We start from the raw sequence: 21,344 nt of genomic DNA, 5'->3' as shown, positions 1-21,344 counted from the left end.
CCAGATTTAGTGGCTATTGCTCCGGCCCATACAATCTGGCGTATCTACCCATAGTTGGTCAACGGCATTTTTTGCTCGAAACGCAGAACTTTTCAGTTGACCCCACCGTGTCCAGAAGGCGCCCGCGCACCGAAACCGATTCATCCACAGGGCGATCGGTTTTTTTCTGGCCCGATGCCCATTCGGTTTTTCCGCCTTTTTTCAGACCGGTTGCAGCATAATGGTCAAGCAAGCGCTTCTGCCCCATACTGAATCGGGAATCACGGATCCGGGCCCGATAAGGTTCACGAGTCTCGCGCCCATGAGTTGACAGGAATCGTTGTGAAAAAAGCACTCATCGCTTTCGCCCTCGCACCGCCCTTTCTGTGGGGGTGTGCGTCGTCGCCCCCGGAACCGACCTCGCGCAGCGCCCAGTTCAGCGACTATCCTGGGCAATTGTTTGAAACATTCGAGATCAGCTGTGACGGCCCCGGCGAGCAATTCCGCAAAACAAAGTCGACACAGTTCGAGTGCCTCTCGGCCCTACCACCCGACACCACCGCCTTTTTGATTCTGAACTATGACGGGTCGACGAAGGACTTGCCCAAGGGAATCCGGCGGATGTCCACCCAACGCAACCCGGCAGGCTATCGCGTAGATGCCGAATTGTTCTTCCTTGTCCCTCAGAAAGACGGCGCACCGGTCAAGGTCCCCATAGAAAGCGCGACCCTGGATCAGGAACTCACGACTCTGTACCGATATTTCGGTGGAATGCCGCTGTGAGTGAAAAGTGGTCGGGGCGGCGAGATTCGAACTCACGACCCCCTGTACCCAAAACAGGTGCGCTACCAGACTGCGCCACGCCCCGGACCGTGCGTCTTCCTAACCGCGACTTATTGATTTGAAAACCCCTAACAGGGCCAGATCGCAGGGCCGTCCGCAAAAATTTCGTGACGCAGTTGTGTGCCAGGGCCAATCCCGTATCGAGCCGCCAGCCCTGCATTGATTTCAAGAACCGCAAAGACCGCATCACCCCCGTCGATCGGGGTCAGATCACCCGGTATGGCACCGCGATGCACACGGGTGACGACGCCCTTGCGGTCGACAAAGATCATGTCGAGCGGGATCAGGGTGTTCTTCATCCAGAACGCCACCGGCTGCGGGGGGTCGAAAACGAACAGCATCCCGGACTGACGCGGCAGCGACTCTCGGAACATCAACCCACGCGCGCGGTCCTGCGGCGTGACGGCCAGTTCGACATCGAACCGCACCTGCGCCACCGCGTTGCGCAGAAAGACATAATCGGGGCGACAGCTGGCCATGGCAGCCTGCGCCCAGAAAAAGGTCAAAGCTGCCAGAACCAGAGCTCGTAACATTCCCTCATCAATTCTTCAGTGCGGATTCCCAGGCTAGGACCTGCACTGCCATCCGGCCGCGCTTGCCGTCAATGACCCGCATGGCCAGCGCCTCGCCGGGTTGCAGATCCGCAAACCCCGACCGGCGCAATACCTCGATATGCAGGAAGACGTCCTCGTCCCGGCCAAACACATTGGCAAAGCCGAACCCCTTGGCCTTGTCGAACCATTTCACGCGCGCGGCTTCCATCGGCATCTGGGCGATCTGCGCGGGATCCATCTCGGCAAAATCGGCCAGCATCGTCGAGTCGTCCCGCTCGGGCGGGTCGATGCCAAGCACCTCGACCGCCTGAACGCCACGGTCGGTACGGTGGGTCATGATCTCGATCCCGGCCCCGTCCGCGATCGAACTCTGACCGAAATTCCGCAACACGTTCACATGCAGCAAGATATCGGGACCACCCTCGTCGGACACGACGAAGCCGTACCCCTTGGCGGGGTCGAACCATTTTACGTGACCGCGAACGCGGTAAATTGTGTTCTGGTCGTCTGACACGGTGCTTCCATCACGAATTATTGCTGCTTGTCCGAGGCTCGTAGATCCCGCAAATCGTTAACTAGTTCAAGGTTAAAAACCGCTGTCTTTTCCGAGTGTTGTATTTCACGTCGCACGGATATCACGGATTCAACCTCTGGATTGCCCAATTCTGACCGGGCCTCTCACGCCTCCACTGAAACCTGTCATGCAGCCGGAACGCTCCATCAGCCCAGAATTCGATTTCCACCGGGGTCAGCCGATACCCGCCCCAGAACTCGGGGCGCGGCGGATTGGACCCCAGCCTTGCTGTGACCTTGGCAACTTCGGCCATCAAGGCCGCGCGGCTGCTCAGCGGTTCCGACTGCCGCGAGGCCCAAGCGCCCAAACGGCTTTTCAGTGACCGTGACGCATAATATTCGTCGGCCTTCGCCCCATCTTCCTTGGTGATTGTACCACGAACCCGGATCTGACGCCGCAGTGATTTCCAGTGCATCACAAAGGCGGCTTTGCCTGCCGAGTCCAGCTCTTGGGCCTTGGCGCTGTGATAGTTGGTATAGAAAACGAAGGAGTCGGCCTCGATATCTTTCAGCAACACCATCCGCGCGTTCGGCATACCATCTGGGTCCACGGTCGCCAGGGCAATCGCGTTCGGATCGTTCGGTTCCGTCTTTTCGGCCTCGGCCAACCAACGGGCCGCGATCACGAACGGATCTTCACCGGCAAAGATGCCGTTTCGCTCACTCATGTCCATCCCCTGGAACAAATTGAACATGAGCCTAGGGCGAGAACCCGCCGCGGGCAAGGACAGATAGCCTTGATGCAGCGCAATCAATGGCCTAAACCAACGCAACGCAACGCGACGACAGGCGGAGAACCGAACATGTCAAATCAGTTGATGGCCGGCAAGCGCGGCCTCATCATGGGACTGGCCAATGACAAATCAATCGCATGGGGAATCGCCCGCGCCTTGTCCGAAGCCGGAGCCGAACTGGCTTTCTCTTATCAGGGGGATGCACTGAAAAAACGGGTCGACCCGTTGGCGGCCCAATTGGGTAGCGAGATTGTCCTGCCCTGTGACGTCAGCAACGAAGAATCGATTGACGAGCTGTTCGCGGCGCTGAAAGACAAATGGGGCAAGCTGGATTTCGTCGTCCACGCCATTGGTTTCTCGGACAAGAACGAACTTCGCGGCCGCTACGTCGACACGTCGCGCGCAAATTTCAAGCTGACGATGGACGTGTCGGTCTACTCTTTCACGGCGGTGATGCAACGCGCCGAAAAGCTGATGACGGACGGCGGCAGCGCCATCACTCTGACTTATTATGGTGCTGAGCAGGTCATGCCACATTACAATGTCATGGGTGTGGCCAAGGCCGCGCTCGAGGCGTCGGTGAAATACTTGGCCGAGGACTTGGGCAAGGACAACATCCGCATCAACGCGATCTCGGCCGGGCCGATCAAGACCCTCGCCGCCAGCGGCATCGGCGACTTCCGCTACATCATGAAGTGGAACGAGTACAATTCGCCCCTGCGTCGCAACGTGACCATCGACGACGTGGGCAAATCGGCGCTGTATCTGCTGTCGGATCTCAGCAGCGGCGTGACCGGTGAAAACCTGCACGTGGATTCAGGTTATCACATCGTCGGCATGAAAGCCGTCGACGCGCCGGACGTGGAAAAGGGATAAGACCATGAGCGCAAAGGACCGCCTGCCCCACGAGAAAGGCTTTCACATCAGCTGGGACCAGATCCACCGCGACTCGCGCGCGCTGGCCTGGCGGCTGGACGGTCAGGGCCCCGATGACGGTGCCTGGCGCGCCGTCGTCGCGATCACGCGCGGCGGCATGGCACCGGCGATGATCGTCAGCCGCGAGCTGGACATCCGCACCGTCGATACGATCAGCGTCAAATCCTATCACCATCAGGAACGCGGCGAGGCCGAGGTGCTCAAGGCCCCCGATGCCGATTTGATGGGGGATGGTGAAGGCGTGCTGATCATCGACGACCTGGTCGACAGCGGCAAGACGCTGGAACTGGTGCGCAAGATGTACCCCAAGGCCCATTTCGCCACGGTTTATGCCAAGCCCAAGGGCCGCCCGATGGTTGACACGTATATCACCGAGGTCAGCCAGGACACCTGGATCTTCTTCCCCTGGGATATGGCCCTGCAATATGTCGAGCCCTACCGCGGCACCGACTGATCCCACTTTTCCACCACAAATCAGCAAGACCGGACACCCGATGACATTGACCCGCACCGCCGCCACCTTCGCCCCTCCGGTGATGGAGGCGCGGCGCTGGCTCGAGGGGGTCACGTTCTCGGAAGATCGCCCACTGATCAATGTCAGCCAGGCGGCGCCGGTCGATCCACCGCCGCTGGCTCTGCGGCAGGCGATGGCCGATTTTGCGGTCAATCAAGACGCGGCGCATCTCTACGGCCCGGTTCTAGGTAACCCCGATCTGCGCGCAGAACTCGCGCGTGAGATTGGTGACCACTACGGCGCCGAGGTTCGGCCGGAACAGACAGCCATCACCTCGGGCTGCAATCAGGCTTTCGCCTCAGTCATCTCGGCGATCACCGACCAGGGGGATGAGGTCATCCTGCCAACACCGTGGTATTTCAATCACAAAATGTGGCTGGACATGGCCGGTGTTCGGGCGGTTGATCTGCGGACCGGGGCGGACCTGCTGCCCGATCCCGAACAGGCGCGCGCGCTGATCACCGACCGCACGCGCGCCATCGCGCTGGTGACGCCCAACAATCCGGGTGGGGTCGAATACCCGGCAGATTTGGTCCGTGCTTTCTATGACCTGGCGCAACAGCATGGCTTGCGCCTGCTGGTCGATGAAACCTATCGTGATTTCGACAGCCGCAGCGGCCCGCCGCACGCTTTGTTCCAGCAGCCCGACTGGGATCGGACGCTGGTGCATCTCTATTCCTTCTCGAAAGCCTACCGCCTGACCGGGCACCGCGTGGGCGCGATCGCCACCGGTGCGCCGCTGCTGGCCGAGGTCGAAAAATTCCTCGATACCGTCGCCATCTGCCCCGGCCAGATGGGTCAGTTCGCGGCGCTGTGGGGGATGCAGAACCTGTCTCAATGGCTGGCCGGGGAACGCGCCGAGATTCTGGATCGCCGCGCTGCAATCACCGAGAACATGCCCCGCCTGACCGACAAAGGCTGGCGGCTGTTGGGGCTGGGCGCCTATTTCGCCTATCTCGAACATCCGTTCGAGATGCCGTCGGACGAACTGGCGCGCAGATTGGTCTCCGAGGCCGGTATTCTGCTGCTGCCGGGTACGATGTTCATGCCCGATCACGACCCCGCCGGGAAACGCCAGGTGCGCATTGCTTTTGCCAATCTGGACCGTGCTGGAATCGGGCAATTGTTCGACCGCTTGCAGGCTCTGTCCTTCTGAGCTTGCCCCCCGGCATCCCGCGTCGTATTCAGGGCCGCAACACAGACGGCAGAACCCTGCCGCAAGATCCAAGGGGGCACTATGGCCGCAGGCATGAAGAACCTTTCCAAAACCTTTGTTTGGATCCTGATGGGTCTGTTGATGTTGGGGCTTGCCGGGTTCGGCGCCGTCAACCTCAGTGGCACCGTGCGCACGGTCGCGCAGGTCGGGGACGAGGTCATCACCGTCGACGCCTATGCCCGCGAGCTTCAGCGCGAAATCCGCGCGGTCGAGGCGCAGACGGGCCAGCCGTTGCAGATGTCTCAGGCCCGCGACCTGGGACTGGACCAGCGCGCCCTGTCGCGGCTGGTCGCGCTGGCCGCGCTGGACAACGAGGTGGCGCAGCTGGGCATCTCGGTCGGCGATGAAAACCTGCAAAAGGAGATCCTGCGCATTCAGGCCTTCCAAGGCGCCGACGGATCGTTCGACCGCGAGGCCTATAGGTTCCAGTTGGAACAGATCGGCATGACCGAAGCGGAATTTGAGGAAGACCTGCGCAAGGAAACCGCCCGCACCCTGGTGCAAGGCGCCATCATGAACGGCATCGAAATGCCCGCAGTTCTGACCGACACGCTGGCCGATTATGTGCTGGCGCGCCGCAGCTTTACCGTGGCCACCCTGTCGGAAGACGCGCTGGACGTACCGGCGCCCGAGCCGACCGACGCGGACATCCAGGCCTTCTATGACGCCAACACAGACCGCTTTACCCTGCCCCGCACGAAAAAGATCACCTATGCCGTTCTGTCGCCCGCGATGCTGCAGGACACGGTCGAGGTGGACGAGGACGCCCTGCGCCGCCTCTACGAGCAGCGCAAGGACCAGTATCAGCAGCCTGAGCGGCGTCTGGTCGAACGGCTGGTCTACCCGTCAGAAGCCGAGGCGACCGAAGCCAAGGCGCAGCTTGAAGTTGGCGGGGTGGATTTCGAACAGTTGGTGCGCGCGCGCGAACTGGAGCTCAGCGATGTCGATCTGGGCGATGTCACCCGCGACGATCTGGGCGAAGCGGCGGATGCCGTCTTTGCCGCCGAGGTCGGCGATGTGATCGGCCCGCTGCCGTCGGCCTTCGGCCCGGCGCTGTTCCGCGTGAACGGCACGCTGGCCGAACACAATGTCAGCTTTGACGAGGCCGAACCCGAACTGCGCGAGGAACTGGCCGCCGAACGCGCCCGCCGCGTGATCGAGTCGCAGGCCGAAGAGTTCAACGACATGCTGGCCGGCGGCGCGACGCTCGAGGAACTGGTCGCCGAGACCGAGATGGAACTGGGCCAGATCGACTGGACGACCCAGAGCGACGAGGCCCTTGCCGCCTATGACGCGTTCCGCAGCGCGGCCCAAGCCGTCGGCGAGGGCGACTTCCCCGAGATCGGCTTTCTCGAGGATGGCTCGGTCTTTGCCCTGCGTCTGGACGAGGAATTGCCGCCGCGCCCCGAGCCGCTGGCACAAGCGCGCGAGCGTGTGATCGAGGCATGGAAACAGGAAGAAATCGGCAAGGCTCTGCTGGAAAAGGCCAATACGGTCGTGACCGGTCTGGCCGTTGACGGGGATTTCACCGCCACGGGCCTGCCGTTCCGGGTGGAAAACGCCCTGACCCGCACCGCTTTCCTGGATGACGTTCCCGCCGATTTCATGAACCAGGTTTTCGAGTTGGAGCCTGGCGAATTGCGGGTCATTCCCGGTCAGGGCGCGGTTTTCATCGTGCGTCTCGACGAGGTTCTTCCCCCGGCGGAAACCGACGAGCAACGCCAGATGAAAGACGCGGTCGCGGCGCAGCTGAACCAGGCGCTGGCGCAGAACATCTTTGACGCCTATGTGCGCGACGCGCAGACCCGCGCCCGGCCTACGTTGGACCAACGCGCGCTGAACGCCGTTCAGGCCAATTTCTGACCGGATCGACAAATGGCTCTGACCCCCGATTTCGACAGCTTCGCCCGCGCCTATGACGCGGGTGAAAACCAAGTGGTCTATACCCGCCTGGCTGCAGATCTGGATACGCCGGTGTCGCTGATGCTCAAGCTGACCGGCGCGCAGAAAAACGCCTTTGTGCTGGAATCCGTGACCGGTGGCGAGGTGCGCGGGCGTTATTCGATCATCGGTATGAAGCCCGACCTGATCTGGCGCTGCCGGGGCGAGACATCCGAACTGAACCGCTCGGCCAGGTTCGACGAGGATGATTTTGCCGCTCAGGACGGCAACCCTATGGACAATCTGCGCGCGCTGCTGGCCGAGAGTCGCATCGCGCTGCCCGACGACTTGCCGCAGGCGGCGGCGGGGCTGTTCGGCTATCTGGGCTATGACATGGTGCGGCTGGTGGAATACCTGCCCGACGTCAACCCCGACCCGCTGGGCCTGCCTGACGCTATCCTGCTGCGGCCCTCGGTCGTGGCGGTTCTGGACGGTGTCAAGGGCGAGGTCACCATCGTCTCGCCCGCCTGGGTCACCGAGGGGCAATCGGCCAAGGCAGCCTATGCTCAGGCGGCGGAGCGGGTGATGGACGCGGTGCGCGATCTGGAACGCGCCATGCCCGCCGAGACCCGCGATCTGGGCGAGGCGCACGAGGTCGCGCCGCCGGTGTCGAATTTCACCAAGTCGGGCTATATGGAGGCGGTCGAAAAGGCCAAGGAATACATCCGTGCCGGCGACATCTTTCAGGTGGTGCCTGCTCAGCGCTGGACGCAGGATTTCCCGCTGCCGCCTTTTGCCCTGTACCGGTCTCTGCGGCGCACGAACCCGTCGCCATTCATGTTCTATTTCAATTTCGGCGGGTTCCAGGTGGTGGGCGCCAGCCCGGAAATCCTGGTGCGGGTCTTCGGCAACCAGGTGACGATACGCCCGATCGCCGGCACCCGGCCACGCGGCGCCACCCCCGAGGAGGACAAGGCCAACGAGGCGGAGCTGCTGGCCGACCAGAAGGAACTGGCCGAGCATCTGATGCTACTGGATCTGGGCCGCAACGATGCGGGGCGTGTGTCCAAAATTGGAACCGTGCGCCCGACCGAGGAATTCATCATCGAGCGCTACAGCCACGTGATGCACATCGTGTCGAACGTGGTCGGTGAACTGGCCGAGGACAAGGACGCGCTTGACGCCTTCTTTGCCGGGATGCCCGCGGGTACGGTTTCAGGCGCGCCCAAGGTGCGTGCAATGGAGATCATCGACGAGTTGGAGCCCGAAAAGCGCGGCATCTATGGCGGCGGGGTCGGCTATTTCAGCGCCGGCGGTGACATGGACATGTGCATCGCGCTGCGCACGGCCATCGTGAAGGACAAGAAACTGTACATCCAGGCCGGCGGCGGCGTCGTCTATGACAGTGACCCCGAGGCCGAGTACATGGAGACGGTTCACAAATCCAACGCGATCAGGCGGGCTGCAGCGGATGCGGCTCGGTTCACCGGCTCGGGTAACGGCTGAACGGAAAGCGGGTGGCCCCACGACCACCCATTTTTTCATTCCGAAAGCGCCAGCCTACTGGATCTGGCTTTTCATGACCGCCGAGATCGGTGCCAGCGCGACCCTGCTGCTGCGATCTTCGAGCCCCCACAATAGCAGGGCCGAGATCGTCTCGGGCCGCAGACGTCCCAGCATCACCACCGCTCCTTCCTGACCGGCGCGGAACGCGGCCTGGTCCAAGAACCTGCGCATCACGTCGGAGTCCTGCCGCGCCCCATCGATGTCGCGAAACACCACGCTGGAAGGAACCCCGTTGCGCGCGGCCAGTTTGAACGCCGTGTTCAACCCGTTGTCCTGCAACACCAGCCCGCGCCCGGTCCCGTCCGCAATCGCGGCCACTTGATCGGCCAGTTTGCGGTTGCCCTGGATGCCGGTCTGAACGCCTTCGAGGATCCCGACCGTTTCGGGCAACGCGTCCAGCCAGACCGACAGCGAAACCTCGGCATCCTGCGCGCTGGCCGCGGTGGGCAGGTCGGCGATGGCCAGAACCTCGAACCCCGCTTCACGATACCGCTTCATCTTGTCAGCGGCCTCGGGGTCGGACGGGCTGACCGCGAATGTCAGCGGGTAGGGAAAATCCTGCAAGGCCTCTGCGCCGAATGCTCCTGCGTCGTCGATCAGGATGATCGACATCAACGGCTTGCCTTCCGGGTTTTCGAACGGCGCGGCATAGGCGTCGATGGGATCGGCGGGTGCCTTTTCAGCGACTTGAACCACGTCTTCCGCCGGGTCGTCGCGTTCGGTCAGGGGGATCACCCGCCGCCCGATGGTCGGAGAAGCCGAGGCAATCTGTTGTCCGCCGATCTGAGGCAAGGTGGCGATCCGCGCGCGCTTGCGCGGCTGGGTGTTCTCTTCGCCCTCGACGGCGATCGGGTTCGGAGCGGCAGCCTCGGGTTCAGTGACCGCGGCCTGCTGTTCCGGCAGGTCTGCGTCCGGCTCGGCGGCATCAGCCTCGGCCTCCGGGGATGCCGCGGCCTGGTCAGAGTCCGCACGCGGCGACGGCTGCGGCTCGGCAAGCGCGGTGGCTTCGGGCGGCTGAGGCGCGGCTGGCGGTGTCGGATCTACCGAAACCGGCTCGGCGCCTTGATCCTGCGTCACCGGAGCGGTCAACGGTGCAGGAGGTGCCGCCGGTGCAACGCGCGCAATCTCTACCGTCGCCGCAGCACCGGTGGTCGGCTTTTCGACCTGTCCGATCTGCCGTTTGACATCGGGGCGCGCATCGGGCTCGGCCGCGATGCCGATTGGGGCCTCCGCCTGACCTGTCGCGTCGTCCAGAGCATTCAACCCCCGCGGCGCCAATTCGACCAGATCGGCATCAGGTCCGGGCTCGGACAGATCCGTTGCCACGGCCTGCGGTGCGACGCCCTTGGCCTCGGGGGCGGTGGTCAGTAGTTCGGGCTTGCTGCCCAAGGGTGTGTTCAGAGAAAACACGGCCCCCAAAACCACGACGACAACCGCGCCGGTCACGACCCCGCCGAAAAATCCGCCCATCTCTCTTGCCTCTCGCCCTGCAATCTGCCTCGATGAAACCGGCGCCATCTGTGCGGCGCTTGCCCGCGACCCGTCATCGGCAGCTTGTCCCCTTGACGCTGCCCTGCAAGCCTGAGCATGTATGTGCCAACACTATACCGTGGCTCGCGGCTGGATCGCCAGTCCGAATTGCCCAAACACAAGACACGTGCAAAATGCTGCTGCTGATCGACAACTATGACTCGTTTACCTACAACCTCGTTCACTATCTGGGCGAGCTTGGCGCCGAAATGGTGGTGCGCCGCAACGACGCGCTGAACGTGCAGGAGGCCATGGCGATGAACCCCGCCGGCATCCTGCTCAGCCCCGGCCCCTGCGACCCGGACCAAGCCGGCATCTGCCTTGCGCTGACCCAGGCCGCGGCCGAGACCGGAACGCCGCTGATGGGCGTCTGCTTGGGCCACCAGACCATCGGGCAGGCCTTTGGCGGCAAGGTCGTGCGCTGCCACGAGATCGTGCACGGCAAGATGGGCACGATGCACCACACAGGCAAAGGGGTGTTCGCGGGCCTGCCCTCGCCTTTCGAGGCGACGCGCTATCACTCGCTGGTGGTTGACCGGGACAGCCTGCCCGATTGCCTTGAAATCACGGCCGAGCTTGAGGATGGCACGATCATGGGCCTGCAGCACAGGACGCTGCCCATCCACGGTGTGCAGTTCCACCCGGAATCGATCGCATCCGAGCATGGTCATGCCCTGCTCAAGAATTTCCTGAACGAGATGAAAGTCCCCGCATGAGCGACGCACTGAAACCGCTGATCGGGGCCGCAGCCGATCGCGCCCTGACCCGCGACGAGGCCGAACAAGCCTTTGAGATCCTGTTCGAGGGCGAAGCGACACCCAGCCAGATCGGCGGTCTGCTGATGGCCATGCGTACCCGCGGCGAAACGGTCGAGGAATACGCCGCGGCGGCGGCGGTGATGCGCGCAAAATGCAATGCGGTCAAGGCCCCGGAAGGCGCCATGGATATCGTCGGCACTGGCGGCGACGGCAAGGGCACACTGAACATTTCCACCGCCACCGCCTTCGTCGTGGCAGGGGCCGGTGTGACCGTGGCCAAGCACGGCAACCGCAATCTGAGTTCAAAATCGGGTGCGGCGGATGCACTGGGGCAAATGGGCATCAACGTGATGGTTGGCCCGCAAGTGGTTGAAAAGGCTTTGCAACAGGTCGGAATTGGGTTCATGATGGCACCCATGCATCACCCAGCCATCGCCCATGTCATGCCCACACGCCAGGAACTGGGCACCCGCACCATCTTCAACATCCTCGGGCCGCTGACCAACCCGGCCGGGGTGAAACGCCAACTGACCGGCGCCTTCAGTCGCGACCTGATCCGCCCGATGGCCGAAACGCTTGGCCTGCTGGGATCGGATCGCGCCTGGCTGGTGCATGGCTCGGACGGCACCGACGAACTGACGATCACCGGCATCAGCTGGGTCGCCGCGCTGGAAGACGGGCGCGTCAAAGAGGTCGAACTGCACCCTGAAGATGCCGGGCTGCCCGTGCATCCGTTCGAAGAGATCGTTGGCGGCACGCCTGAAGACAATGCCGCGGCCTTCCGCGCCCTGCTCGAGGGCGCACCGTCGGCCTATCGCGACGCCGTGTTGCTGAACACGGCCGCCGCGCTGGTCGTGGCGGACGCTGCGGATGACCTGCGGGACGGCGTCGCCATGGCCGCCGAAAGCATCGACAGCGGCAAGGCCAAGGAAAAAATCGCCGCTCTGGCACGACTGACACAGGAAGCTGCATGACCGAAACCGTTCTCGACAGGATCAAGGCCTACAAGCTAGAGGAAATCGCCGCCGACAAGGCGCGCAAGCCGCTGGAGGCCGTCGAACAAGACGCCCGCGAGGCGCCTGAAATCCGCGGTTTCGCCGAGGCGCTGCAACGGGCCAGCCGCCGAGGATACGGGCTCATCGCAGAAATCAAGAAGGCAAGCCCCTCCAAGGGCCTGATCCGCGCGGACTTCGACCCGCCCGCATTAGCGCAAGCCTATGAAGAAGGCGGCGCGGCCTGCCTGTCGGTGCTGACCGACACACCCAGCTTTCAGGGCGCGAAGGAATACCTGACCGCCGCGCGCGCCGCCTGCAGCCTGCCGGCCCTGCGCAAGGATTTCATGTACGACCCTTATCAGGTGGTCGAGGCCCGGGCATTGGGGGCGGACTGCATCCTGATCATCATGGCCTCGGTCGAAGACGCGCAGGCGGCCGAACTGGAACAGACGGCCTTTGACTGGGGCATGGATGTTTTGATCGAGGTGCATGACGAGGCCGAACTGGAACGCGCGACCGCGCTGAAAAGCCCGCTGATCGGCATAAACAACCGCAATCTCAAGACCTTCGAAACCTCGCTTGATACGACGCGCCGGCTGTCCAAGCTGGTCCCGGCCGACCGTACGATAGTGTGCGAAAGCGGTCTTAACACCCCCGAGGATCTGGCCGATATCGCCCGTTATGGCGCGCGGTGTTTCCTGATCGGCGAAAGCCTGATGCGCCAGCAGGACGTGGCCGCCGCAACCCGCGGCCTGTTGGCGAGCCCGCTGGTGCCGGGGGTGATGTGATGCCGCTGACCCATTTCGACAGCGACGGCCAGGCGCATATGGTCGATGTCTCGGGCAAGCGCGTGACCAATCGCATCGCGGTGGCAGGCGGGTACGTCAAGATGGCCCGTGAAACCTTTGATATCATTTCGGAAGGTCGCGCCAAAAAGGGCGATGTGCTGGGGGTGGCCCGGCTGGCCGGGATCATGGGCGCCAAGAAAACCGCAGACCTGATCCCGTTGTGCCATCCGCTGCCGATCACCAAGGTCTCGGTTGACCTGTCCTTGGACCCAAAGCTGCCCGGTGTTCGGATCGAGGCCACCGTCAAGACGACCGGCCAGACCGGTGTCGAGATGGAGGCGCTGACCGCGGTATCGACCGCGGCGTTGACCGTCTATGATATGGCCAAGGCCGTGGACAAGGCAATGGAGATCGGCGGAATCCGCGTAACCCTGAAAGACGGCGGAAAATCGGGACGTTACGAAGCGTCATGATCACGGTGGACGAGGCGCGCGCTCTGGTTCTGGACCTGGCGCCGGAGATGGAGACCGAACAGGTTCCGCTGGCCGAGGCGACAGGGCGCGTTCTGGCCGCCGATGTCACTGCGACTCGTGACCAACCGCCCTTTGCGGCGTCTTCGATGGATGGCTACGCGGTCAAGGCGGCCGAGGTCGAACTGCATGCCATGTTCAAAGTCATCGGCGAAGCGACCGCAGGCCAGCGTTTTCACGGAACCGTCGGCCCCGGACAGGCGGTTCGGATCTTCACTGGCGCCCCGGTACCGGATGGCGCCGATTTCATCGTCATTCAGGAAGATACGAAGCGACGTGGCGAACTTCTGACAATCACGAATGATCCGGGACCCAAAAGCAATATCCGCCCGGCGGGCGTGGATTTCCGGGTTGGGTCCGCGCTCAGCGCACCCCGGAGGCTGAACGCCAAGGATCTGGCCCTGCTGGCCGCGATGAACGCTCCTGCGGTCCCGGTGGCCCGCAAGCCCCAGATCGCACTGATCGCCACGGGGAACGAACTGGTGATGCCCGGCGAAACCCCGGGACCGGACCAGATCATCGCGTCGAACTCCTTTGGCCTCAAGGCTTTGCTGGAAGACGCGGGCGCGCATGTGCGGATGCTGCCGATCGCGCGCGACACGATCAAGTCACTCGAGACCGCGCTGAACCTGGCGCAAGGTGCGGACGTCATCGTGACGATCGGCGGCGCCTCGGTCGGCGACTATGATCTGGTCGGCGAAGCCTCGGACAAGTTGGGCCTGCGGCAATCGTTCTACAAGGTCCGCATGCGGCCCGGGAAACCGCTGATGGCCGGGCGGCTGGGCGACGCCGCGATGGTGGGGTTGCCGGGAAACCCGGTCAGCGCCATGGTCTGCGGATATGTCTTCCTGGTGCCGATGGTGCGCCGGATGCTGGGCCTGACCCCGGCCGAACCTGAGTTGAAGCAGGCGCGACTGGCTAAGCCCCTGCGCGCCAACGGCCCGCGCGAGCACTACATGCGTGCCTGGCTGAGCGATGAGGGGCTGAGCGCCTTCGACGATCAGGACAGTTCTCTGCTCAGCGTTCTGGCGCGATCCAACGCCTTGATCGTGCGCCCGCCCCACGACCCGGAACGCGCCAGCGGAGAATTCGTGCAATATCTGCCCATCTGACGTCAGCCACCGCCACCGTTGACACAAAAGGTGAACATGCGTAGAACAAAAGAAAACGCATGAGCGGCGAGGTTTGAGCGATGCTGACCAAGAAGCAGTTGGATTTGCTGGAATTCATCCACAAGCGGGTGCAGACGGATGGTGTTCCGCCCAGCTTCGACGAAATGAAGACTGCGCTGGACCTGCGATCCAAATCGGGCATTCACCGCCTGATCACCGCGCTCGAGGAACGGGGCTTCATCCGTCGCCTTGCCCACCGTGCCCGCGCGATCGAAATCGTCAAACTGCCGGAAAGCCTGGGTGGCGAACCCACCGTCGGCTTCAAGCCCAAGGTGATTGAAGGCGACAGGCCAGACGGCCCCCGCCCTGCCAATTTCGAGCCCGTTTCCGTGGACGCGACCGAGCTTCCCGTCATGGGGCGGATCGCGGCCGGCGTGCCAATCGAAGCCATCAGCCATGTCTCGCATCATGTGGCCGTGCCCGGAACCATGGTGTCCGGTCGCGGCGAGCACTACGCGCTCGAGGTGCGCGGGGATTCGATGATTGATGCCGGGATCAACGACGGGGATGTCGTGGTGATCCGCGAAACCTCGACCGCCGACAATGGCGATATCGTCGTCGCCCTGGTCGAGGATCAGGAAGCCACTCTGAAGCGATTCTTTCGCAAGGGAAACGCCATCGCGCTGGAAGCGGCCAACCCGGCCTATGAAACTCGCGTGCTGCCCGAGGACAAGGTCAAGGTCCAAGGGCGTCTTGTCGGCCTGATCCGCACCTACTGAATTTTATCATCGCGCGGCACAACCGCAGACCACAGCCGGTTTCCGCCGATTTTGGCGCTGCTGACTAGCTGCCCGCCCTTCAGCGCAAGGCTGCCGCTGCGCCGCAGTTCCTTGGGTCCGAAAACCGCGCATCCACCGGTCAGTTCCAGCGGTACCGGGCTGACGACGATTTGGCCCTCGCTACAGCCGGTCAACGTTTTCGCCGCGCGTTTGCCGGTGACATGCACCAATTCGGTTTCTCCGACAACAATCCGGCGCACCAGCCCGCCATCGTCGGGCCAACGCCGGGCAGCCTGTGCTTGGGCCGCGCCGTCCCCGTCATTCTCCAGCCAAACCGAGGCGATGAAGCCGCCGCCCTTTTCCTTGCTGAGCGCCCGCCCCTGATCGGTCATCACGCCGACCAGACCTCCGGTATCGGCAATCAGAACTTCGGGTCGGCTGGCCTGGTTCCACAGCAGGAACACCCCCAATGCCGGCACGGCACCCAGCCATCGCGCCGCGCCGCGCCACAACACGACCCACAGCGCCCCCAGGGCAAAGACCGGCAGCACATAGCCCGGAGGGCTGGGCACGAAACCGCGTGCCCCGTCCAACCCCGCCACCCAATCCGAAACTGTCAGGATCCAACCGAGCCCCAGACCCATCACCTGAATCCCCACGGCCTCGAACCCCAGTGGCGCCAGGATCGCTGCCGCCACCGCAGCCGGCACGACGACCGTGCCCATGACGGGGACCGACAGGACATTCGCCAACAAGCCATAATGCGAGACGCCGTTGAAATGCGCAGCCCCGATCGGAGCGGTGGCAAGACCCGCCACGGCGGACGACGCCACGAGTCCGCCGACCGCCTTCACCCATCGTGGCGCCTCTGTCAGGCGGAGCTCTCGAAAGGCTCCGAACACGGCGACCAGCGCTGTCGTTGCCGCGAAGGACATCTGAAAACCGGGGCTGAGCAGCGTTTCGGGCCGCAGCACCAATACGATCAGCGCGGCAACCGCAACTGCCCGCAGCGATATGGCGCGGCGGTCGATCAGCACCGCGCAGAACATCACGCCGACCATGACAAAGGCGCGCTCGGTCGCGACGTTGCCGCCGGACATCAACAGATAGAATGTGGCGGCCGCCAGTGCGCACACCGCCGCGACTTTGCGCACCGGAAGCCGCAGCCCAACTGGCGGGATCGCGGACAGTGCGATCCGGCAGGCCAGAAAGACGAACCCCGTCAGCAACCCCATGTGCAACCCGGAAATCGCCAGCAGATGCGCCAGGTTCGACGCCCGCAACCCTTCGAGCGTGGCACGCGACATGCCGCTTCGGTCGCCGGTCGTGACGGCGGCGGCAAAACCTCCGACATCGCCGGGCAGGATCGACTGGACATGCCGCGATATGGCCATACGCCAACCGGCGATGCGCACGCCCTCGGCACGCGGCGGCGCAACCGTCAGAACCGGCACACGCGAATAGCCGACCGCCCCGAGCCGCTGGAACCAGACATGGCGGCGAAAGTCGAACCCGCCAGGTTCGACCGCGCCTTGCGGCGGGCTCAGATGCGCGGTGGTCATGATCCGCTGGCCCGGAACCGGCGGCACATGATCCCCGTGCAGTGAAAGCCGGACGCGCCGCGGTGTCTGGTCCGGCGGTACGTCCCCGATCCGCACCTGGTCTAATGTCACCCGCAGCGCGCCCGACGCAGACCGGTCCAGCGCCACGACCCTCCCCTCGACCGGGCCATAGAAACGCCATTGCAGAACCGGCTCTGCGACCATGTGGGCGCGCGCACCGGCCAGGAGGAACCCGGCGGCGATCAACGCCCCCCCAATTGCCAACGGCGCCCAGGCTTCGCGCATCCGCCATCCCGCCCACATGGCGAGCAGAGCCAGGGCGGACAGACCGAGATACAGGCTCGGACCGGGTTCGAACCGCAGTCCGAAATACAGGCCGATGCCGATTGCCAGACAGACCGGAGACCACGCAAAAAGATGCCCACGCTGGTTCAGCAGCGCGTCTTCGACCCGTGCCAGAACACGCATGGTTGCCCCCGTCCTTGAGGCTCGTTAGACAGGCGCCAGATTACGCCCACCACGGTTACCAAAAGGTTAATCACGCCCATGTCCGAACAGGTCGTCACACGTTTCGCCCCCTCGCCCACCGGTTTCCTGCATATCGGCGGCGCCCGCACCGCGCTGTTCAACTGGCTGTATGCGCGCGGTCGCGGCGGCAAGTTCCTGCTGCGGATCGAGGACACCGACCGTGAACGCTCGACCCCCGAGGCGACCGAGGCCATCCTGAAGGGTATGGCTTGGCTGGGGCTGGACCATGACGGCGAGGTCATCAGCCAGTTCGCCCGCGCCGGCCGGCACGCCGAGGTTGCCAACCAGTTGCTGGCCGAGGGCAAGGCGTACAAGTGTTTCTCGACCCAAGAAGAAATCGCGGCATTCCGCGAACAGGCCCGGGCTGAGGGGAAATCGACCCTGTTCCGCAGCCCCTGGCGCGAGGCCGATCCCAGCACCCATCCCGACCGGCCGTTCGTGGTGCGCATCAAGGCGCCGCAAGACGGCGTTACGGTGATCCGCGACAAGGTGCAGGGGGACGTAACCATCCGCAACGACCAGTTGGACGACATGGTGCTGCTGCGCTCGGACGGGACACCGGTCTACATGCTGGCGGTGGTGGTCGATGACCATGACATGGGCGTCACCCATGTGATCCGCGGCGATGACCACCTGAACAACGCCGCGCGCCAGATGATGATATATCAGGCCATGGGCTGGGACGTTCCGGTCTGGGCGCATATCCCGCTGATTCACGGCCCCGACGGCAAGAAGCTCAGCAAGCGGCACGGCGCGCTGGGAGCGCAGGAATATCAGGCGATGGGATATCCCGCCGCCGGCATGCGCAACTATCTGGCGCGGCTGGGCTGGAGTCACGGGGACGATGAATTTTTCACCGACGAACAGGCACGGGAATGGTTCGATCTGGATGGAATCGGCAAAAGCCCGGCGCGTTTCGACCTGAAAAAGCTGGAAAACCTGTGCGGTCAGCACATCGCGATCTCGGGCGATGCTGCATTGCGGCAAGAAATTCAGGCTTATCTGGAGGCTGCGAATTTGCCGCAGCTGACCGAAGCGCAAGCGGCCGACTTGGATCGCGCGATGTATTGTCTCAAGGACCGGGCGCGCATTTTTCCGGAACTGCTTGAAAAAGCGCGGTTTGTTCTGGCCTCACGCCCGATCGACATGGATGAGAAGGCGCAAAAGGCGCTTGCTTCTGTATCCGATGGTATACTGGAGCAATTGACGCCGCACCTGCAAAGTGCTAGCTGGTCGCGTGATACGCTGGAGGAGGTTCTCAATTCGTTCGCCGAGGCGAACGGGCTGAAGTTCGGAAAGCTGGCCGGTCCGCTGCGTGCGGCCCTGGCAGGACGGACGGTGACCCCTTCGGTTTTTGACATGATGCTCGTGCTGGGGCGGGAAGAGACCTTGGCGCGGATATCCGACGCAGCGAACCGATCCTGACTTCACGTTCGGGTAACGCTGCTCGGCTAGGACCAACGACGCAAGGGCTGTGCGCACCATCGGTGCGGGCTCCGCCATACGCATGATTGAGGAAGGGATACCATGACAGAGAGCAACAAAACCGCCACGCTGACCGTCCACGGCGACACTTACGAACTGCCGGTGCTCTCGCCGACCGCCGGGCCGGACGTCATCGACATTCGCAAACTGTACAGCCATGCGGGCGTGTTCACCTATGACCCCGGCTTTACCTCGACCGCCAGCTGCGACAGCACCATCACCTATATCGACGGTGAAAAGGGTGAACTGCTGCACCGCGGCTATCCGATCGACCAACTGGCCGAGAAATCACACTTCCTCGAGGTGTGCTTCCTGCTGCTGTATGGATATCTGCCCAAGGCAGACGAACTGGAACAGTTCGAAACGACCATCACCCACCACACGATGCTGCACGAGCAGATGCAGTATTTCTATCGCGGGTTCCGCCGCGACGCGCACCCGATGGCGATCATGGTGGGTGTCGTGGGCGCGATGTCGGCCTTCTATCATGACTCGACCGACATCTCGGATCCGCGCCAGCGCGAGATCGCGTCGCACCGCTTGATCGCCAAGATGCCCACCATCGCGGCCTGGGCCTACAAGTACCACATCGGCCAGCCCTTCGTTTATCCGCGCAACGATCTGGACTATGCGTCGAACTTCCTGCGCATGTGCTTTGCTGTTCCGGCCGAGGATTACGAGGTCAACCCGATCCTCAGCCGCGCCATGGACCGCATCTTTACCCTGCACGCAGATCACGAGCAGAACGCCTCGACCTCGACCGTGCGTCTGGCGTCGTCCTCGGGCTCTAACCCGTTCGCCTGCATCGCTGCCGGCATCGCCTGTCTGTGGGGCCCGGCCCATGGCGGCGCCAACCAGGCCTGCCTGGAGATGCTGGAAGAGATCGGCAGCGTCGACCGTATCCCCGAATACATCGCCCGCGCCAAGGACAAGAATGACCCGTTCCGCCTGATGGGTTTTGGCCACCGCGTGTACAAGAACTTCGACCCGCGGGCCAAGGTGATGAAGCAATCGGCCGACGAGGTTCTGGACCTGCTGGGCATTGAGAACAACCCGAAACTGCAGGTCGCCAAGGCGCTTGAGAAACAGGCGCTGGAAGATCCGTATTTCGCCGAGAAGAAGCTGTTCCCGAACGTCGATTTCTACTCGGGCATCATCCTCGAGGCGATGGGCTTCCCGACCTCGATGTTCACCCCGATCTTTGCCCTGTCGCGGACCGTCGGCTGGGTCAGCCAGTGGAAAGAGATGATCGCCGATCCGCAGAATAAGATCGGCCGTCCGCGCCAGCTGTACCTGGGCGAGACCATGCGCGACTATGTCGACATCGAAAACCGCTGAAGAACCCGACCCCGCCACAGAGCGGGGTCTTTTTCTATTGGAACAATGACAGCTGGTCGCCGGGCAGCGGCGGCCGCGCGAATAGGTCGCAACGCAGATCGGGCGTTCGCACTGCTAGTCCCAACCGGGTCACGGCTGCGTTGAACCGCTTGGTGATCAGCTCGGCAAAGACGCCCTCGCCCCGCATCCGATGCCCCCAGCGCGGGTCATAGTCCTTGCCGCCATGCATCTCGCGCAGCCGCGCCATCACCTTTTCGGCGCGGCCCGGTTCGTGATCCGCCAGCCATTCCCGCCACAGGTCTGAAACCTCGCGCGGCAGGCGCAGCATGATCCAGCTGGCCGCATCCGCCCCCGCATCTCGGCCTGCCTCCAGCAGGGCCTCAAGCTCGTGGTCGGTCAGGCCGGGAATGACGGGCGAGGTCATCACCCGCACCGGGATCCCGGCCTCGGTCAGCGCCCGAATAGTCTGCAACCGCCGTTGCGGCGACGGCGCGCGCGGCTCCATCCGCCGCGACAGGCTGCCATCCAGCGTGGTCAGCGAAATGCCGACCCGCACCAGTCCCTTGGCCGCCATGGGGGCAAGCAAGTCCAGGTCCCGTTCGATCATCGTTCCCTTTGTCACGATGGCCACCGGGTGGTTGAAGTCATGCAATACCGCGAGGCAACGTCTTGTTATCTCATGCGTCTTTTCGATCGGCTGGTACGGGTCTGTGTTGGTTCCCAACGCGATCGGCGCCACTTTGTAGCGGCGCGTCGAAAGCTCGACTCGCAGGATCTCGGGCGCGTTCGGCCGGGCGATCAGGCGGGTTTCGAAATCCAGCCCCGGCGACAGGCCCAAATAGGCGTGGGTCGGCCGGGCAAAACAATAGACACACCCATGTTCACACCCCCGATACGGGTTGATCGACCGGTCGAACGGCAGGTCCGGCGACCTGTTGTAGGTGATAAGTGACCGCGCGGTTTCGTACCGGACATCCGTGCGTAAGGGCGGCAGAACCTCGGGGATATCCCAGCCATCATCGAAGTCTTCATACGCGAACTGCTCGTACCGGCCGGCTTGGTTGGACCGGGCGCCCCGCGCACGTTTTTCCTGCTGAACACGCATGTTTGTTCACCTATTGTTCTCACTGCACAGTGATAACG

21 protein-coding genes and 1 tRNA gene are annotated in these 21,344 nt (G+C 63.3%); 14 read left to right on the top strand and 8 right to left on the bottom strand.

All coding sequences use genetic code 11. From position 1 onward, the window contains the following. Positions 1–58: 58 nt before the first annotated feature. Positions 59–247 carry a hypothetical protein gene (locus tag AC2FMD_RS07050; RefSeq protein ID WP_496711378.1) on the bottom strand — a complete coding sequence of 63 codons (189 nt, stop codon included), beginning with the start codon at positions 245–247 and terminating at the stop codon, positions 59–61. 59 nt (positions 248–306) lie between these two features. Here AC2FMD_RS07050 and AC2FMD_RS07045 point away from each other — a divergent pair, with 59 nt between their 5' ends. Then, on the top strand, positions 307–762 hold the full coding sequence (locus tag AC2FMD_RS07045) for a hypothetical protein (RefSeq protein ID WP_496794835.1): 456 nt from the start codon (positions 307–309) through the stop codon (positions 760–762). Between the two features lie 8 nt (positions 763–770). On the opposite strand, the gene AC2FMD_RS07040 is transcribed toward AC2FMD_RS07045, so the two are convergent. The 4 genes from AC2FMD_RS07040 to pdxH all read right to left on the bottom strand — a co-directional run bounded on the left by AC2FMD_RS07040 (position 771) and on the right by pdxH (position 2,617). Continuing rightward, positions 771–847: transfer RNA gene (locus tag AC2FMD_RS07040), tRNA-Pro, on the bottom strand. A gap of 43 nt (positions 848–890) precedes the next feature. Continuing rightward, entirely contained in the window at positions 891–1,355 is a 465-nt protein-coding gene (locus tag AC2FMD_RS07035; RefSeq protein ID WP_496794834.1) for a DUF192 domain-containing protein, read from the bottom strand. A 7-nt stretch (positions 1,356–1,362) separates the two neighbouring features. Then, positions 1,363–1,890: a cold-shock protein gene (locus tag AC2FMD_RS07030; protein WP_496794833.1), complete on the bottom strand. Its 528-nt coding sequence runs from the start codon at positions 1,888–1,890 to the stop codon at positions 1,363–1,365. 121 nt (positions 1,891–2,011) lie between these two features. Then, positions 2,012–2,617 (bottom strand): pyridoxamine 5'-phosphate oxidase, encoded by a 606-nt coding sequence (gene pdxH, locus AC2FMD_RS07025; RefSeq protein WP_496794832.1) that lies wholly within the window; start codon positions 2,615–2,617, stop codon positions 2,012–2,014. 135 nt (positions 2,618–2,752) lie between these two features. Between pdxH and fabI the strand changes: the two genes are divergently transcribed. From fabI to trpE, 5 genes are all read left to right on the top strand, one after another. Continuing rightward, positions 2,753–3,559 carry an enoyl-ACP reductase FabI gene (gene fabI, locus AC2FMD_RS07020; RefSeq protein WP_496689059.1) on the top strand — a complete coding sequence of 269 codons (807 nt, stop codon included), beginning with the start codon at positions 2,753–2,755 and terminating at the stop codon, positions 3,557–3,559. A gap of 4 nt (positions 3,560–3,563) precedes the next feature. Further along, on the top strand, positions 3,564–4,073 hold the full coding sequence (gpt, locus tag AC2FMD_RS07015; protein ID WP_093962173.1) for a xanthine phosphoribosyltransferase: 510 nt from the start codon (positions 3,564–3,566) through the stop codon (positions 4,071–4,073). A 40-nt stretch (positions 4,074–4,113) separates the two neighbouring features. Further along, positions 4,114–5,289, top strand: a complete 1,176-nt coding sequence (locus tag AC2FMD_RS07010) for an aminotransferase (protein WP_496794831.1) — start codon at positions 4,114–4,116, stop codon at positions 5,287–5,289. An 81-nt stretch (positions 5,290–5,370) separates the two neighbouring features. Next, entirely contained in the window at positions 5,371–7,212 is a 1,842-nt protein-coding gene (locus AC2FMD_RS07005; protein ID WP_496794830.1) for a peptidyl-prolyl cis-trans isomerase, read from the top strand. Positions 7,213–7,224: 12 nt separating this feature from the next. Next, on the top strand, positions 7,225–8,736 hold the full coding sequence (gene trpE, locus AC2FMD_RS07000; protein ID WP_496740560.1) for an anthranilate synthase component I: 1,512 nt from the start codon (positions 7,225–7,227) through the stop codon (positions 8,734–8,736). A 54-nt stretch (positions 8,737–8,790) separates the two neighbouring features. Here trpE and AC2FMD_RS06995 read toward each other — a convergent pair whose 3' ends face one another. After that, a complete protein-coding gene (locus AC2FMD_RS06995) occupies positions 8,791–10,266 on the bottom strand; it encodes a divergent polysaccharide deacetylase family protein (RefSeq protein ID WP_496678196.1) in 1,476 nt (491 codons plus the stop codon). Positions 10,267–10,460: 194 nt separating this feature from the next. On the opposite strand from AC2FMD_RS06995, the gene AC2FMD_RS06990 reads away from it, so the two are divergent. The 6 genes from AC2FMD_RS06990 (at position 10,461) to lexA (ending at position 15,288) form a co-directional block, all read left to right on the top strand. After that, entirely contained in the window at positions 10,461–11,042 is a 582-nt protein-coding gene (locus tag AC2FMD_RS06990) for an anthranilate synthase component II (protein WP_496711385.1), read from the top strand. Further along, complete coding sequence (gene trpD / locus AC2FMD_RS06985; protein ID WP_496794829.1) at positions 11,039–12,058, top strand: anthranilate phosphoribosyltransferase; 1,020 nt, start codon at positions 11,039–11,041, stop codon at positions 12,056–12,058. Before AC2FMD_RS06990 ends, trpD begins: the two co-directional genes overlap by 4 nt. Further along, positions 12,055–12,867 carry an indole-3-glycerol phosphate synthase TrpC gene (trpC, locus tag AC2FMD_RS06980; RefSeq protein ID WP_496740566.1) on the top strand — a complete coding sequence of 271 codons (813 nt, stop codon included), beginning with the start codon at positions 12,055–12,057 and terminating at the stop codon, positions 12,865–12,867. Before trpD ends, trpC begins: the two co-directional genes overlap by 4 nt. Beyond that, positions 12,867–13,340, top strand: a complete 474-nt coding sequence (gene moaC, locus AC2FMD_RS06975) for a cyclic pyranopterin monophosphate synthase MoaC (protein ID WP_496678187.1) — start codon at positions 12,867–12,869, stop codon at positions 13,338–13,340. Before trpC ends, moaC begins: the two co-directional genes overlap by 1 nt. Then, a complete protein-coding gene (locus AC2FMD_RS06970) occupies positions 13,337–14,509 on the top strand; it encodes a molybdopterin molybdotransferase MoeA (RefSeq protein WP_496740568.1) in 1,173 nt (390 codons plus the stop codon). The genes moaC and AC2FMD_RS06970 overlap by 4 nt, the downstream gene beginning before the upstream one ends. A gap of 80 nt (positions 14,510–14,589) precedes the next feature. After that, complete coding sequence (gene lexA / locus AC2FMD_RS06965) at positions 14,590–15,288, top strand: transcriptional repressor LexA (RefSeq protein ID WP_496794828.1); 699 nt, start codon at positions 14,590–14,592, stop codon at positions 15,286–15,288. Here the strand turns inward: lexA and AC2FMD_RS06960 are convergent. Continuing rightward, entirely contained in the window at positions 15,282–17,318 is a 2,037-nt protein-coding gene (locus AC2FMD_RS06960) for a ComEC/Rec2 family competence protein (RefSeq protein ID WP_496794827.1), read from the bottom strand. The two genes, lexA and AC2FMD_RS06960, sit on opposite strands and share 7 nt — an antisense overlap. Positions 17,319–17,396: 78 nt before the next feature. On the opposite strand from AC2FMD_RS06960, the gene gltX reads away from it, so the two are divergent. After that, positions 17,397–18,803: a glutamate--tRNA ligase gene (gltX, locus tag AC2FMD_RS06955; protein WP_496689077.1), complete on the top strand. Its 1,407-nt coding sequence runs from the start codon at positions 17,397–17,399 to the stop codon at positions 18,801–18,803. A 102-nt stretch (positions 18,804–18,905) separates the two neighbouring features. Then, positions 18,906–20,201, top strand: a complete 1,296-nt coding sequence (gltA, locus tag AC2FMD_RS06950; RefSeq protein ID WP_496794826.1) for a citrate synthase — start codon at positions 18,906–18,908, stop codon at positions 20,199–20,201. A gap of 34 nt (positions 20,202–20,235) precedes the next feature. On the opposite strand, the gene AC2FMD_RS06945 is transcribed toward gltA, so the two are convergent. Next, positions 20,236–21,306 (bottom strand): PA0069 family radical SAM protein, encoded by a 1,071-nt coding sequence (locus tag AC2FMD_RS06945; RefSeq protein ID WP_496794825.1) that lies wholly within the window; start codon positions 21,304–21,306, stop codon positions 20,236–20,238. Between the last annotated feature and the right edge of the window lie 38 nt (positions 21,307–21,344).

This window comes from Ruegeria sp. BHSC276 (genome assembly GCF_059612945.1).
Note: the sequence above shows the minus strand (reverse complement) of the source record. Positions and strands in the feature narration are given on the sequence as shown.

Excerpts from the sequence above, each read along its gene's own strand:
- trpE (WP_496740560.1), top strand. The coding sequence starts at position 7,225 with ATGGCTCTGACCCCCGATTTCGACAGCTTCGCCCGCGCCTATGACGCG.
- AC2FMD_RS06945 (WP_496794825.1), bottom strand. The coding sequence starts at position 21,306 with ATGCGTGTTCAGCAGGAAAAACGTGCGCGGGGCGCCCGGTCCAACCAA.
- AC2FMD_RS06995 (WP_496678196.1), bottom strand. The coding sequence starts at position 10,266 with ATGGGCGGATTTTTCGGCGGGGTCGTGACCGGCGCGGTTGTCGTCGTG.
- trpD (WP_496794829.1), top strand. The coding sequence starts at position 11,039 with ATGAGCGACGCACTGAAACCGCTGATCGGGGCCGCAGCCGATCGCGCC.
- AC2FMD_RS07050 (WP_496711378.1), bottom strand. The coding sequence starts at position 247 with ATGGGGCAGAAGCGCTTGCTTGACCATTATGCTGCAACCGGTCTGAAA.
- lexA (WP_496794828.1), top strand. The coding sequence starts at position 14,590 with ATGCTGACCAAGAAGCAGTTGGATTTGCTGGAATTCATCCACAAGCGG.
- AC2FMD_RS06990 (WP_496711385.1), top strand. The coding sequence starts at position 10,461 with ATGCTGCTGCTGATCGACAACTATGACTCGTTTACCTACAACCTCGTT.
- AC2FMD_RS06960 (WP_496794827.1), bottom strand. The coding sequence starts at position 17,318 with ATGCGTGTTCTGGCACGGGTCGAAGACGCGCTGCTGAACCAGCGTGGG.
- AC2FMD_RS07005 (WP_496794830.1), top strand. The coding sequence starts at position 5,371 with ATGGCCGCAGGCATGAAGAACCTTTCCAAAACCTTTGTTTGGATCCTG.
- gltX (WP_496689077.1), top strand. The coding sequence starts at position 17,397 with ATGTCCGAACAGGTCGTCACACGTTTCGCCCCCTCGCCCACCGGTTTC.
- AC2FMD_RS07035 (WP_496794834.1), bottom strand. The coding sequence starts at position 1,355 with ATGTTACGAGCTCTGGTTCTGGCAGCTTTGACCTTTTTCTGGGCGCAG.
- AC2FMD_RS07010 (WP_496794831.1), top strand. The coding sequence starts at position 4,114 with ATGACATTGACCCGCACCGCCGCCACCTTCGCCCCTCCGGTGATGGAG.
- fabI (WP_496689059.1), top strand. The coding sequence starts at position 2,753 with ATGTCAAATCAGTTGATGGCCGGCAAGCGCGGCCTCATCATGGGACTG.
- gpt (WP_093962173.1), top strand. The coding sequence starts at position 3,564 with ATGAGCGCAAAGGACCGCCTGCCCCACGAGAAAGGCTTTCACATCAGC.
- trpC (WP_496740566.1), top strand. The coding sequence starts at position 12,055 with ATGACCGAAACCGTTCTCGACAGGATCAAGGCCTACAAGCTAGAGGAA.
- moaC (WP_496678187.1), top strand. The coding sequence starts at position 12,867 with ATGCCGCTGACCCATTTCGACAGCGACGGCCAGGCGCATATGGTCGAT.
- pdxH (WP_496794832.1), bottom strand. The coding sequence starts at position 2,617 with ATGAGTGAGCGAAACGGCATCTTTGCCGGTGAAGATCCGTTCGTGATC.
- gltA (WP_496794826.1), top strand. The coding sequence starts at position 18,906 with ATGACAGAGAGCAACAAAACCGCCACGCTGACCGTCCACGGCGACACT.
- AC2FMD_RS06970 (WP_496740568.1), top strand. The coding sequence starts at position 13,337 with ATGATCACGGTGGACGAGGCGCGCGCTCTGGTTCTGGACCTGGCGCCG.